Source organism: Marinobacter sp. CP1 (assembly GCF_001266795.1).
Lineage (GTDB): Bacteria > Pseudomonadota > Gammaproteobacteria > Pseudomonadales > Oleiphilaceae > Marinobacter > Marinobacter flavimaris.
Genome location: NZ_CP011929.1, coordinates 2118235 through 2130984, shown reverse-complemented (window position 1 = coordinate 2130984; position 12750 = coordinate 2118235). Strand labels below are relative to the sequence as shown.

Annotated in this window: 12 protein-coding genes; 6 read left to right on the top strand and 6 right to left on the bottom strand. The window is 59.9% G+C overall.

Annotation, left to right across the window (positions count from 1 at the left end; genetic code table 11):
* Positions 1–51: 51 nt before the first annotated feature.
* The 4 genes from ACP86_RS09835 (at position 52) to ACP86_RS09820 (ending at position 4964) form a co-directional block, all read left to right on the top strand.
* Positions 52–954, top strand: a complete 903-nt coding sequence (locus tag ACP86_RS09835) for a helix-turn-helix transcriptional regulator (protein ID WP_175497395.1) — start codon at positions 52–54, stop codon at positions 952–954.
* A 150-nt stretch (positions 955–1104) separates the two neighbouring features.
* Positions 1105–2724: an ExeM/NucH family extracellular endonuclease gene (locus ACP86_RS09830; protein WP_094182566.1), complete on the top strand. Its 1620-nt coding sequence runs from the start codon at positions 1105–1107 to the stop codon at positions 2722–2724.
* 128 nt (positions 2725–2852) lie between these two features.
* The gene (locus ACP86_RS09825) at positions 2853–3740 is read left to right on the top strand and encodes an alpha/beta fold hydrolase (RefSeq protein ID WP_053113502.1); all 888 of its coding nucleotides are present in this window, start codon (positions 2853–2855) and stop codon (positions 3738–3740) included.
* 156 nt (positions 3741–3896) lie between these two features.
* Complete coding sequence (locus tag ACP86_RS09820) at positions 3897–4964, top strand: AraC family transcriptional regulator (protein ID WP_008176811.1); 1068 nt, start codon at positions 3897–3899, stop codon at positions 4962–4964.
* Here ACP86_RS09820 and queE read toward each other — a convergent pair whose 3' ends face one another.
* Together queE and queC are read right to left on the bottom strand one after the other, a co-directional pair.
* Positions 4965–5621 carry a 7-carboxy-7-deazaguanine synthase gene (gene queE, locus ACP86_RS09815; RefSeq protein WP_008176809.1) on the bottom strand — a complete coding sequence of 219 codons (657 nt, stop codon included), beginning with the start codon at positions 5619–5621 and terminating at the stop codon, positions 4965–4967.
* Positions 5621–6286, bottom strand: a complete 666-nt coding sequence (queC, locus tag ACP86_RS09810; protein ID WP_008176806.1) for a 7-cyano-7-deazaguanine synthase QueC — start codon at positions 6284–6286, stop codon at positions 5621–5623. Before queC ends, queE begins: the two co-directional genes overlap by 1 nt.
* A gap of 185 nt (positions 6287–6471) precedes the next feature.
* Between queC and ACP86_RS09805 the strand changes: the two genes are divergently transcribed.
* Positions 6472–7005, top strand: a complete 534-nt coding sequence (locus tag ACP86_RS09805) for a hypothetical protein (protein WP_014578938.1) — start codon at positions 6472–6474, stop codon at positions 7003–7005.
* Between the two features lie 15 nt (positions 7006–7020).
* Here ACP86_RS09805 and ACP86_RS09800 read toward each other — a convergent pair whose 3' ends face one another.
* Entirely contained in the window at positions 7021–7260 is a 240-nt protein-coding gene (locus ACP86_RS09800) for a hypothetical protein (RefSeq protein WP_008176800.1), read from the bottom strand.
* 546 nt (positions 7261–7806) lie between these two features.
* On the opposite strand from ACP86_RS09800, the gene ACP86_RS09795 reads away from it, so the two are divergent.
* Complete coding sequence (locus ACP86_RS09795; protein WP_041645887.1) at positions 7807–8079, top strand: hypothetical protein; 273 nt, start codon at positions 7807–7809, stop codon at positions 8077–8079.
* 25 nt (positions 8080–8104) lie between these two features.
* Here the strand turns inward: ACP86_RS09795 and ACP86_RS09790 are convergent, their stop codons facing one another.
* From ACP86_RS09790 to ACP86_RS09780, 3 genes are read right to left on the bottom strand one after another with little or no spacing between them, the layout of a single operon-like run.
* Positions 8105–8518 (bottom strand): response regulator, encoded by a 414-nt coding sequence (locus ACP86_RS09790; RefSeq protein WP_008176796.1) that lies wholly within the window; start codon positions 8516–8518, stop codon positions 8105–8107.
* A gap of 14 nt (positions 8519–8532) precedes the next feature.
* The gene (locus ACP86_RS09785; RefSeq protein ID WP_041645885.1) at positions 8533–9090 is read right to left on the bottom strand and encodes a hypothetical protein; all 558 of its coding nucleotides are present in this window, start codon (positions 9088–9090) and stop codon (positions 8533–8535) included.
* Positions 9091–9122: 32 nt separating this feature from the next.
* Entirely contained in the window at positions 9123–12656 is a 3534-nt protein-coding gene (locus tag ACP86_RS09780; protein WP_053113500.1) for a response regulator, read from the bottom strand.
* Between the last annotated feature and the right edge of the window lie 94 nt (positions 12657–12750).

The following is a 12750-nucleotide window of genomic DNA, read 5'->3' as shown; positions in this document are numbered from 1 at the left end:
GGAGCAGGTAACATGAAAACGAGCTATTCATTGGACCGTGAGCGCCTGGTTATGAAAAAAACGGACTGGCCCATCCGCTGGGATCTGCTGCTTCGCTATCGACTTATCGAAACGATTGCCCTGTGGGAAGGTCGTCTGACTACCAACCACATCTGCCACAGTTTCGGGATCGGTCGTCAGCAGGCGTCCAAGGATATCAACACCTATCTGCGCGAACTGGCGCCGGGCAATCTGGTTTACGACCGTCACCTGAAAGGTTATGTCCCGGCCGATAGATTTCGCCCGGTGGTCACCCGAGGCGTGGTCAATGAATATCTGGACCTGCTTGCCCGCCAGCAAAACCTGAGCACCACGTTTGAATCCCTGAACATTGGCCTGCCGGACAGCACCGTGGTCCAGGGTCCGAATCGGGTCATCGCGCCCGAAACCATGCGTGCGGTGGTGACGGCAACACGACAGGGAAGACAGCTGCGGGCCAGCTATGCCTCCCTGAGCCGACCGGAAGCGGTGGAAAGCATACTTGAGCCGCATACTCTGGTTTGTGCCGGCGACAGCTGGCATTTGCGGGCATGGTGCGACTCAAACCGGGAATTCCGGGATTTCGCCCTGAGCCGATTCCGGACCTCGCCGGAGGCCCTCCGGCAGCGCGCCAGACACACCCGGGACCAGGACGAGCACTGGAACCGGCAGGTTACCCTGGTGGTCACCCCGGATCAGCGCCTGACCCAAGCCCAGCAAGAGATCATTGCCCGTGACTACGGCATGGAACATGGTCGTCTGGAAGTTGCTACCCGTGCCGCGCTTGCCCCCTACGTGCTGTCACGGCTCGGTATTACCTTCGACAATCAGCACCCGGATCCTCTGGTGCAACAGCTTGAGTTGGCCAATCCCGACCAGTTGGGATTTGGCAGCAAACGCGAACAGGCCCTCAAAGCCGTTGCCGGCCTCAGCTAAACCGCCAGTGTGAGCTCTGGGACCTGGCGGTATGTCTTTCTCGGCGTTCTGATTCTGTCGTTTCTGCCCGCAGCAGGGAGGGCAGAATCGGTCTGCGGTGATCCCGCAACGCCGATTTCCCGGGTCCAGGGAACTGGCCCGACCTCACCCATGGCAGGAGCTACCGTCACCGTCGAGGGCATCCTGACCCAGGATTCCCGGGCAAAGGGCGGCTTTGGTGGTTTTTACCTGCAGCAGGCCGACCATCAGACCGACGGGAATCCCGCCACTTCCGAAGCGCTGTTTATTTACACCGATCGTGAAATCGCCGATGTCGGCATGCGAGTGCGGGTAACCGGAAAGGTGAAGGAATACCACGGGCTGACCGAACTGGTGTCGGTTCGGAGCATCCGGGCGTGCGGGCGTGGGCCGCTTCCAGCGCCCATTGCCATCACCCTGCCCTGGACCGTCGATCCGGAACATCTGGAGAACATGAGAGTTACCTTTCGCCAGCCCCTGACGGTGGTGGACAACTACAACCTGGCTCGCTACGGCGAGCTTGGGCTGGCGGCCTCAGACCAGGTCCAGCCTACGGAATACCTGCCCCCCGGCAAAGAAGCACACCGGGCATTCACCCGGAACGGGGCAAACCGCGTTCTGCTTGATGACAACCGGTCCAGGAGAGACCCCCGCCCGGTACCCTGGCCCCCGGGCGGCCTGTCCTCGGCAACCGTAAGGGCCGGTGATCAGATTAGAGGGCTCATCGGTGTGCTGGATTTCCGCTTCGATGCCTGGCGGCTCCAGCCTTCTCAGGAGCCGGCTTTCCTCGCCACCAATCCCAGAGAAACCGCACCCGGGCCGCGGCATGAGGCTTCGGTGCGGATCATGGCTCTGAACCTTGGTAATTTCTTTAACGGAGATGGCCGGGGCGGCGAGTTTCCAACGAGTCGTGGGGCCGGGACACCGGCGGAATTCCGGCGCCAACAACAACAACTGGTGAACACACTTCTGGCCCCCGATCCGGACATTCTTGCGCTGACCGAACTTGAGAACGACGGCTATGGACCGGCAAGTTCCATAGCGAAACTTGCAGAGGCCCTGGGCGGCACCTGGCGGTTCGTCAGCACGCCCGGCCAGGACGGCGATGACGAGATCCGGACCGGCCTGCTCTACCGCAGCGACCGGATTAGCGCCGTTGGCCCGCCAGAACGGCTTACCAAAGGGCCATTTGAATCGGGAGGCCGGCCTCCCCTGGCTCAGGATTTCGGCCGAACGGACGGTGATGCTACCGTTCGGGTAATTGTTCCTCACCTGAAATCGAAATCCTGTCGGGGCGCCCGTGGCGATGATAAAGACCAGGCCGATGGCCAGGGCTGCTACGCAAGCCGGCGGACCAACGAAGCGAAAACACTGGCGGCCTGGTCCGGCAGCGATACCCGCAGGCACCATTCAGTCGGCACCCTGATAATCGGTGACCTCAACAGCTATGCCCGCGAACATCCCATAGCGGTGCTGGAGCAGGCAGGATTTACCAGCATGGTGCACCATTTCCATCCCTGCACCGAAAAGACCTGTGGTCACTACACCTACCGTTACCGTGGTCAGAAGGGCTCGCTGGATTTCGCACTCGCCTCCGAGACCTTAAAACCAAGGGTCATGGGCGCCTGGAGCTGGCTGGTGAACGCCGATGAGCCCCGGGTACTCGACTACCGGAGCGATCACCCGGCATCCGGCCGGGGACCCTGGCGATCCAGCGACCATAATCCGGTGATTGTCGACCTGAAGCTCTGACTTTCGATGCCCCGTCACGGGCAATCTGTTGCCCATTCGCCGACGTCCACGGGCACTGTGGCCAAGGCTCCGGATTCTGGTCCCGGTAGACTGGTGGTCAGACCCAAAACCGGTGATCGCTGACAACCATGAGAATTCCTGCCCCCAACTTCTGGCCCGCTGCCCGCACGGGACAACGATTTCTTCTCCAGGCCCGCCGCCGTGAAACCATGGTCGATGGCCACAAGATGGTTTTCCTGGAACGGGGATCGCCAGATGTCGGCCGCCCGACGATCGTCCTGATTCATGGCTTTGCCGCCATGAAGGAAAACTGGGGGCTGTGGCTGCAAAGACTGCCAAGACACTGGCATCTTCTGGCGCCGGATCTGCCGGGATTCGGGGAGAGTGATTACCGGCCGGAGGCCTGCTACCGCTACGAAACCCAGGCCCGTCGACTGGCTCAGTGGCTTGCCGGCGTTAACACCGACAACATCCATCTGGCCGGCAGCTCCATGGGTGGCGCGATTGCCGCAATACTGGCCCACACACTGGATCCGGCGCCCCGCTCGGTGACGTTGCTCAACAGCGCCGGCATCCCCGAACATGAAGAGGTAGACATTCACGCCCCCCTGAAGCCTGACCGGGATGGCATCCTGATTCCACGGGACTGGAAAGGCGTCTACCGTATGTTCAACAGTGTTGGCACCGGCAAGCCCACGGTCTCCGGACTTGCCATGGCCGGCCTCCTCGGACCGGACCTCCTGGGCCGCACCAAGGCCCTCCGTCATATCTTCAGTGACATGGTGGCAGACGCGCTGGCACCGGCCCGCTACCTGGGCCCCGAGACACCGCCACTGCAGGTTCAGTGGGGCGACCGTGACGTGATTACCCCGACCCGCTGCGTCGACTGGTTCAGCTCGGCCACGCCTCAGGCAGAAATCCACATGTTCCGGGGTGTCGGGCATCTTCCGATGCTGGAAACGCCCGGGCGATCTGCCGCAGCCCTGGAACACTTTGTCCGCCGTCATGGCCAGTGATCGATCCGGATGCTTCCTGCCAACCAGCCGATGATTGGCCTTTCAGGCCATTTATTCCGTCACCGAAGTCATGGGGCAACGAGCCGCGAGGCGCCATAATCGTCGAAACCAAGCGTTCTGCGACATAACAAGAACAGAATCAGACGAGGAAATCCCATGCGCGCCTCCGTTTCAACGGCACAGGACCTGGGCATGCCGGCCATCTACCTGCATCTTCTGGCCGAACTGCTGAACACCATCGGTGTTGACGAACAAGACCTCCTCCTCCGGGTCGGTCTTGACCCCGTCCGCCTGCAATCCACCGATCGGCGGGTGAGCCAGACCCAGGCCAGCGAATTCGTCACCCGGGCCATTATCGAAAGCGGCGAACCTGGACTCGGTATCATGCTCGCCAGGGAGCTGAAGCTGCCCCTGCACGGCGCCCTGGGTACGGCCGTCATGAGTAGCCGTACCCTGGGCGATGCCATGGAGCTGATGACCCGATACCTGACGCTAAGGGTGCCTCACCTTCGGGTCTGCAAACGGGAGACCGGCAACCTGGCCTGGTACGTTGTGCATTGTGATATCGACCTGGGGCCTCTGCACGGCTTTATCATGGATGCCATGCTGTTTGGTTGCGTTTCCATGGGGGCACAGTTGACAGGCTCGGTCATTGACGGTTTGCGGATTGTTCGCCGGGGAACGGAGCCGGCCTATTTCCAGCGTTTCCGCTCACAGATCCCGGTGCCGGTGGAATTCGGCGCTACGGAGAATGCCCTGGTGATTCCGGTTGGCCGTCTGAGCCTGCCCGTGCGCTTCACCGATGATCAACTGGCGGCCTCGTCCAAAGCCCAGTGCGAGGAGGCGCTGCGGCAGCTGACCGAAGACGCCGGATTTGCCTGTCGCGTCCGACGGGTAATCGAGACCAGCCACCCCTTCCCGCCAAAACTGGCCAGGGTAGCGGCCACCCTGTTTGTGTCCGAGAGAACGCTCAAGCGGCGGCTGCAGGAAGAAGACGCCAGTTTCCAGCAGCTGGTAGATCAGGTCCGCCTGGAACGGGCACAGGATCTGCTCCGCAGTACCACCATGAATCTGAGCCAGATTGCCGATGCCCTCGGTTACGCCGACGCGGCGAATTTCACCCGGGCTTTCAAGCGCTGGACCGGCAGCAGCCCCAGCCATTACCGAATTTCGCAACCCGGCCCCGGGCTGATTACCGCCAGGCGGGCACTGGCCACGGGGTAATCAGTCGATGCCGATGATCTTGTGCATTTGCAGGGTCAGGCGCCACTGCGGATGCGCGAGACAATAATCGGTGGCGCGTCGGGTATTGCTTTGTTTGATCTCATCCACAGCCGTTTCCGGTATCGAGGGAGAGGCCATCGGCGACAGGAAATAATGGCTTGCGCGAATGCCCAGGAATCGCTCCGGCATCGCCAGGGGCTGGGGATAGACCAGCTTCAGCTCGTCACAGGCCTCAAGCACCACCGGGGCATCGGCTTTCGGACTGACGCAGAGCCAGTCGATGCCTTCGGGCGCGGGCAGGGTACCGTTGGTCTCTACCCCTACCTCGAACCCTTCCCGGTGCAGAGCCTCGATCAGGGGAGCATCCAGCTGCAGCAGGGGCTCGCCACCGGTGCAGACCACGTAGGGCTTGCCGGGTGCCTCCGGCCAAAGATTGCGTATGTGACGGGCCAGTTCCTCCGGGGTTTCAAAGCGACCACCATTCTGGCCATCAGTACCGACAAAATCGGTATCACAGAAATTGCACACGGCAGTGGCGCGGTCCTTCTCGCGACCGGTCCAAAGGTTGCACTTGCTGAAACGACAGAACACGGCAGCACGCCCGGCCTGGGCACCTTCACCCTGCAACGTGTAGAAGGCTTCCTTGACCCGATACATCAGCTTGCCGCCTCGTAGTCCAGGGGATCTTTGACACCATTGGCAGCGAAGGCTTCCAGTCGTTCAACACAGGAGCCGCAGCGTCCACAAGCCCGCTCCCGGCCGTTGTAGCAGGTCCAGGTCTGTGCATAGTCCAGTCCCAGGCGCAGGCCTTCAGCCAGGATCTGACCCTTGTCCATGGTCATGAAAGGCGCCTCAATGCCGACCGGCTCGTAGTTGGCCACGCGGCAGACCGCGTCCATTTTATCCACAAACTCCGGGCGACAGTCCGGGTAGATAGCGTGGTCGCCACCATGAGCTCCGTACCAGACGGCGCCAGCACCTGCGGTCACGGCGTAACCGGTCGCCAGGGACAGGAGAATCATGTTTCGGTTAGGCACCACGGTCGCTTTCATGCTGTCTTCTTCATAGTGGCCTTCCGGCACATCGATATCCGAGGTCAGCGATGAGCCGGCCATCACCTCACTCATGGCGCGGATATCGATCACCTTGTGGGGTACACCCAGCGCTTCACAGACCGAACGCGCGCACTCAAGCTCCCGGACATGGCGCTGCCCGTAGTTGAAGGACAGGGCATGAACCTGGTAGCCGCGCTCCCGGGCCAGATGCAGCAGGGTGTAGGAGTCCATGCCTCCGGAATAGATAACGACTACGGTGTCTGTCATTCGGGCTCCCCGTATGGTGCGGTTCGGATTTGGCTGGTTTACTGTCGCGCCCGAGGCCTGTTGCTGTCATCGGGCTTTTACAATGAATGGACATATTGTAACAGTGCAGGAACAGGTTGGGTTCGCGTCTCGCTTGCGGGGCGGGTAAACTCAGCGAAAAACAACTCATCAGCTACACTGACTCCATGACCACTATCCAGCCGGCATTCATCGATTTCGAGGCATCAAGCCTTGATCTGATCGCGAGCTACCCCATTGAGGTGGGAATCTGCATGCCGGATGGCACTCTCCACAGCTGGCTGATCAGCCCCCACGTGCTGTGGCAGGACTGGTCACAAAGCGCTGAGCAGATTCACGGCATTTCCCGCGAGACCCTGGAAGCGGATGGTATTGCGGTGAGCGAAGTCGCCAGTGCCCTCAACGAACTGCTGCCGGAACAGGTGTTTTGCGATGCCTGGACCTTCGACAGTTTCTGGCTGCATCGTTTGTTCAAGGCCGCCCGCATAACGCCAACGTTTCAGCTTGAATCCATTTCAGCGCTGTTGGACACGAGGCAGGTGCGCGAATGGTCAGCACTTCGCCAACAGGTGATTACAGAGCTTGGCCTGCCTGTGCATCGGGCCGCAAACGATGCCCTGATTCTCCACAAAACCTGGGAACGGATTGCGCCGAATCAGGACGAATTGGCGCCGTTAACGGGTCAAACCCGGCAGGCCTGACGCATTCCCGGTTGATCAGTGCCTGGCGTGACGGACACGCAGTGCGATGACCTCGAGACCATCCCGAAGGGTATTCAGCGTCCAGTAGGTCACCAGGGCCATGAGCGCGGCTCCGGTCACGGTAAACACCAGATTCTCACCCACGACCTGCTCCTGCGCGACCAGCAGGTAAAGACCAAGTGCAATAATCAGGGCGAGTTCAATCAATGCGTGGGAACGGAACTTTTTACTGGCAGATCCGGCTTCGTCGGACATTTTGCTAGGTTTCAACCTCTGTCTGTTGATGGCGATTAATCGAATATTAGTGTGCGAATTATCGCCGGGACAGGCCGCAAAATCTGTAAGAAGTAATGGCTACGAAGATTCCACTACCCAAAAAAAACGCAGCCATAGAGGCTGCGTAGAAAGGAGAGATCCATCAACTGCCTGGCGCGGCAGGCAGTCGGGATTGCACAACGTAAAACACGTGACGGAAAGAATTATGCCAAGCGCCCCTGGAGGCCGTCTGTAGGGGTTTGCCGAAGAAGCCGGGCTATTGCAAACGGCCCATTAGCCTATACACTGGTAGTCGAACCGAAACATAAGAGCCGGTATGACCAGAATGATTCCACAGTTCAGCGCTTACACAGCAGCAGGTTGCCATGCAGGGCAGTCTGTTCGCGCGATGGTGAAAGACATCTAACGGCTTTCGGTCAGTCCCGGGAGCCTATGTAGCGACCGGGTCAGCTTCTCCGCGAAACCCCGGTCGCTTCAGGCACCGGGGTTTTGTTTTTGCAGCCGCAAAACGACAAGGAGAACATCATGAAAAGACATCCGACAACTCGCGCAGCAAACCAGCCCATGAACAATCGCCAGGGCCCGATCAAGCGTCCGGAGAAGCTGCCGCTGCTGGATGCCATCTGCAAAAAACTTAATCAGCGCGTCAATCTGGATGACGAACAGCGGGTGCTGGGAGTGTATGAGCGGGGCTGGATCTTCAAGGGCGTCCTGGGCAATATGAACGACGCCGAGGCAAGGTACGTCAGAGCATTGGCGACCCGTTACAATTCATGGATTGCCCGGCAGGTCGCCTGATTCAGAAGCCGCGTGTCTGAACCGGTCAGTGGCGCCGGTTCAGACCCTGCATCATCGCCATATCGCCGCCGTGAACCATGGCGTAATTGTTGACCACATCGTGTATTTTTTCCTGGGAGTAAGGCTTGACCACGTAGCCGTTAGCACCGGCACTGATCGCCCGCTGAATACTCTCGATCGAATCGTCCGCCGTCACCAGCACAATGTGCTGCTCCTCACGGGCGTCCTTGAATTCCAGCATCAGTTCGTGCCCATCGCCGTCCGGCAACCCCAGATCCAGCAGGATGATGTGAAATTCCCCGGCTTTGAAAGCCGTCCTGGCGGAAGCTGCGTCAATACACTCGATCACCTTGGTTGCGCCAGCGTTGTAGAGCATATCCACGAGCCGCTCTCGCATCACAGGCTCATCTTCCACTACCAGCACTTTCAGATCCGTCATGTGGGTTGCTCCTCTCAAACTGTCGGGTCGTTGCCTGTGCGCCGCGGCAGGTCCAGCGGCGCTGGTCGGGGCTCGCTCATGTCACTGTAGTCAGGGCGTGGCGAGGTCTCCGGATTGGCCGTCGTCCCGTCCTCCATGCCAAACCGTGTCAGTATATTGCTGATGCTCACAGCGGTTGTGTAGAGGGATATCGCAATAATCAGAAGGATCGGCTGAACAAAGGTTACAAAACCGGGTACATCCGCGCTTCCCAGTATACTCAGGATCAGAATGATTGCCGGCCCCAGCACCACGAAAAGCGTCAGGGCAATGAAGAAAACAATCCGCTCCTTGTAGCGCCCGAGCTCCCGGTTGGTCACGAGACCGAGCACGAACTTGCCGATAGCCAGACCGGCAAGGATAGCGGCGGCGATGCTCAGGTCCGGTCGCAGCAGGGTTTCGTAAAGCCGGCCTTCCCACAACCGTTGCATACCGATAATCAGAAAGGGAAACAACACAAACAGGATGTCGGCATAGGTACCATACATCATGCTCAAGGAATGGTGTTCTCGGCGTTCCGGCAGCTCACTCATCGGGTTCTTCCTGTTGGTCATACTCACACACGTCAGCCTGGCGTTTTCGCAGCGGCGAGGGCACGGTCTATCATTTCACCGAGTTCCTTCAGTTCGCTGCGAACACGTTCCCAGTCCGGCTCAGTGACTTTCAGCAGCTCTTCCAGTATACCCGCCTGTCGGGTCATCAGCGGATAGCCCATGGCACCCGCCGTGCCCTTGATCTGGTGGGCTTCGGTTTTCATTGCTTCACGATCTGCGTCCGCCAGCGCGGCATCCATTCGGGTCCGCCGCGCGGCAAGCCCATCAAGAAACTGTGCCACCAGGTGGGCAATTTCAGCGTCTTCGCCAGTATCCGCGGCGAAAACGGGGCCCGTGCCCAGCAGCCGGTCCAGCAGGGCCGTCAGGTGGGACTGATCAATGGGCTTGTTCAAAACGCCGTCACAACCGGCCTCAAGCAATGCATCGGTTTCCGGCTGATCGCCAGCTGTAAAGGCAATCACCGGCCGGCGGAACCCGGCCTGGCGCAGCAACCGGGTGGCGTCAACACCATCCATTCCCGGCATGTGACGGTCCATCAGCACCAGATGAACCGTATCGGACAATGCAGTCCGAACCGCGTCCTCGCCGCCGGTCACTGCCACGACGTCCAGACCTTCCCGGCGCAGCATACGCTCTACCAGCTGCCGGTTTTCCGTGTTGTCTTCGGCAACCAGCACCTTGCCCTGATAGCGTGAGGTTCGTTCATTAGCGGAGGCCGGCGTCACCGACAGGTATCGTCCCAGTGTTTCATAGAAGCGCTGCTTGTCGATGGGCTTCGCCAGGTGTTCATTGCAGCCGGCCAGGCGATAGTCGGCAATGTCCTCGGACATCACATTGGCGGTGAGCGCGATGACTGGCGTATTCACCCCGGCTTCGCGAAGTGCCGCCGTCGCGTCACGGCCGTTCATCACCGGCATCTGTATGTCCATCAGGATCAGATCAAAGGGTTCGCGAATCGCCATTTCCAGGGCTTCCGCTCCGTTGCCCACATGGACAAGCTCGGCTCCGGTTCGAGACACCAGCAGGGAAACAAGCCGCCGGTTCACCTCATTGTCCTCGGCACACAGGATACGCCCTGACAATCGCGGCGCGACAACCATGGGGATGGTCCGGCGGCGCTGGCTCAGCTCCGAGGCATCGCGCAGGAAATGCACCTCATCCAGTGGCCCTGTCCGGATCGAAAGCTCAAACTCGCTGCCCTCGCCATAGGTGCTGTTCACCCGGATACTGCCGCCAAGCATTTCCGCCAGACGCCGGGAAATGCTGAGCCCGAGGCCAGTGCCACCATATTGCCTGGAAATGGCGGCGCTGCCCTGGGCAAAGGGATCGAACAGACGCCCCAATTGCTCCGGCTTCATGCCAATGCCGGTATCCACGACCCGGGCCACGAGCAATTCCTGATCGCGATCACAACGGACCACCAGGGAAATGGACCCCTTATCGGTAAATTTAAGGCCATTACCACACAGGTTGATGATGATCTGGCGCAGTCGGGTGGGGTCGGTGCGTACCTGCTCCGGCAACGGGTATTCGCAGATGATGCTGAAATCCAGTCCTTTTTCCCGGGCTCTTGGCGCGAAGAAGGCGCGAATCTCGTCAAGAAGTTCCGGCAGATTGACCGATACGATGTCCACATCCAGTTTGTTCGCGTCGATTTTCGAGTGGTCGAGGATGTCGTTGACCAAGTCCAGCAGATGTCGGCCGCTGCGCACCACCGTCTCGGCACTGCTTCTTTTCTCCGGCTCACTGAGATCCGGATCAAGCAACGTTTCTCCGTAACCGATGATGGCTGCCAGCGGTGTGCGGATCTCATGGCTCATATTGGCCAGGAACTGGCTTTTCGCCTCCGCGGAATTGCGGGCAAGCTCCTTCTCGAGACGCTCCTGCTCGCGCTCCCTCTCGATTCTCAAGCGATTGTGACTTTCGGTGGCGTCGATGCAGGTGCCTTCCAGATGGGTCGGCTCACCCTCGGTGTCATACACCGTGTGCAGTGAGATGGTCGCCCAGCGCTCGTCACCATCCCGGGTCAGGTATCGAGCCTCAATGCCCTTGACCGTGCCCCGGGCCTCCAGCTGCTCGATCACCAGCCGCCGCAACCGCTCGTCGGCGATGCAGGTTTCCAGTACGTCCGGGTTCCGCTTGAGCAACTCGCGGCTGCTGTTGTAGCCCAGCAGCCGCGCCATAGCGGGATTGGCCGTGACAAATCGCCGGTCCGGTGACATCTGGAACACGCCCTCGATGGCGTTATCGAACAGCGACTGGTAACGCTGAAGGTTCGACAACGCCCGCTGGCTCCAGCCCAGGGCCTCGCCCTGGACCTGCTTGATCCTGTCTGCCAGGGCAAACGAGAACAGAATGATCTGGGCGGTCAGACCGAATTGCGGCGAATAGGCGGTGAATGTGTTCAGCGGGAGTATGCCCATTACCGTCAGGGCGTAGATGCCGAAGCCCACCAGCGCCAGTGTCCAGGCAAAAAAGTAGGACCGGGCCGCCGGGTTGTAATAGCGCCAGGACAGGTAACTGACCACAATCAGGATCAGGCTCAGCAGGACAGAGCCAACCACAATCCATTCCATGGCCACGTGGTAGGGCAGGAATAGGGAAAGCACGAACGTCGCGACCACCGAATAGAGACAGAGGCGGATCACCTGATCAAGGTCGGCCGACCGCTCCCGGGTCTCCAGCAGTGACCTTGCCATCAGCAGGCCCCAGAACCAGGTCAGAATGATCTGGAAGTGCAGGAACTGCTTGTCGAACAGAGCGGGCCGGCTGTCGAGAAGCTGGATACCGTGAACCTGTTCGGTGAAGATAAAGATGGCCGCAAAGACCAGGTAGAGCACGTAATAGATGTTGCTCCTCTCGCGAACCGAGACCGCGACGAACAGGTTGTAGGCGAGAATGGCCAGCACCGAACCAAGCAGGATGCCCCGCACCAGCTCATCCACCGAGACTTTTTCGATGTAGCTGTCCGGATGCCAGAGGCCGATCGGCAGACGGAAAGTATTGGTGTTGACCACCCGCAAGTAGACGTGGCTCAGGGAATCCGGTGCCAGTGAAAGGCGGAATGTCGGGTTGGGGACGGCGAGGTCCCGTTCCACCCAGTTGTCCTCATAACCCGCCTGTCGCTGATCAACCAGATCCCCGTCGCGGACCATGAACAGGGTGACTTCATCCACCAGAGGCAGGGCAAGCTCAAGGATCCATCCGTTCTGGTCAGGATTGCCCGCGGAGCGGAGATCCAGGCGCACCCAGTATGCGGATTCCGTGTAGCCGAAGTTCAACACGCCGCCTTCGTGGCGGGTAAAGGCACCCGATTCGAGAGCGCGAACCTCATCGAGGGTCAGTTCCTGCCCCGGGTCCTCGAGATACCAGATGCAGCCACCCAGATCACGGATACTCTCGATACCGCCGTCCAGTACAATCTCGCCATCATGGCAGGGCCCGGCCGCACTGGCCGACACCGGCATCATGGCCGTGACCAGGAACAGCAGGACCGCTACCAAAGACGTCACCGCTGGAAGCGCCAATTCAAGCCGTTGCCGCAAAATGTGATCTCCGCGAGGGTAGATACCGGTTTTTTGTTTTACTGTCAGTAGCCACGCCGGGGCTATACCGTCCCGGTGACTCACTTTAGCCGTT

Excerpts from the sequence above, each read along its gene's own strand:
- ACP86_RS09835 (WP_175497395.1), top strand. The coding sequence starts at position 52 with ATGAAAAAAACGGACTGGCCCATCCGCTGGGATCTGCTGCTTCGCTAT.
- ACP86_RS09830 (WP_094182566.1), top strand. The coding sequence starts at position 1,105 with ATGGCAGGAGCTACCGTCACCGTCGAGGGCATCCTGACCCAGGATTCC.
- ACP86_RS09825 (WP_053113502.1), top strand. The coding sequence starts at position 2,853 with ATGAGAATTCCTGCCCCCAACTTCTGGCCCGCTGCCCGCACGGGACAA.
- ACP86_RS09820 (WP_008176811.1), top strand. The coding sequence starts at position 3,897 with ATGCGCGCCTCCGTTTCAACGGCACAGGACCTGGGCATGCCGGCCATC.
- queE (WP_008176809.1), bottom strand. The coding sequence starts at position 5,621 with ATGTATCGGGTCAAGGAAGCCTTCTACACGTTGCAGGGTGAAGGTGCC.
- queC (WP_008176806.1), bottom strand. The coding sequence starts at position 6,286 with ATGACAGACACCGTAGTCGTTATCTATTCCGGAGGCATGGACTCCTAC.
- ACP86_RS09805 (WP_014578938.1), top strand. The coding sequence starts at position 6,472 with ATGACCACTATCCAGCCGGCATTCATCGATTTCGAGGCATCAAGCCTT.
- ACP86_RS09800 (WP_008176800.1), bottom strand. The coding sequence starts at position 7,260 with ATGTCCGACGAAGCCGGATCTGCCAGTAAAAAGTTCCGTTCCCACGCA.
- ACP86_RS09795 (WP_041645887.1), top strand. The coding sequence starts at position 7,807 with ATGAAAAGACATCCGACAACTCGCGCAGCAAACCAGCCCATGAACAAT.
- ACP86_RS09790 (WP_008176796.1), bottom strand. The coding sequence starts at position 8,518 with ATGACGGATCTGAAAGTGCTGGTAGTGGAAGATGAGCCTGTGATGCGA.
- ACP86_RS09785 (WP_041645885.1), bottom strand. The coding sequence starts at position 9,090 with ATGAGTGAGCTGCCGGAACGCCGAGAACACCATTCCTTGAGCATGATG.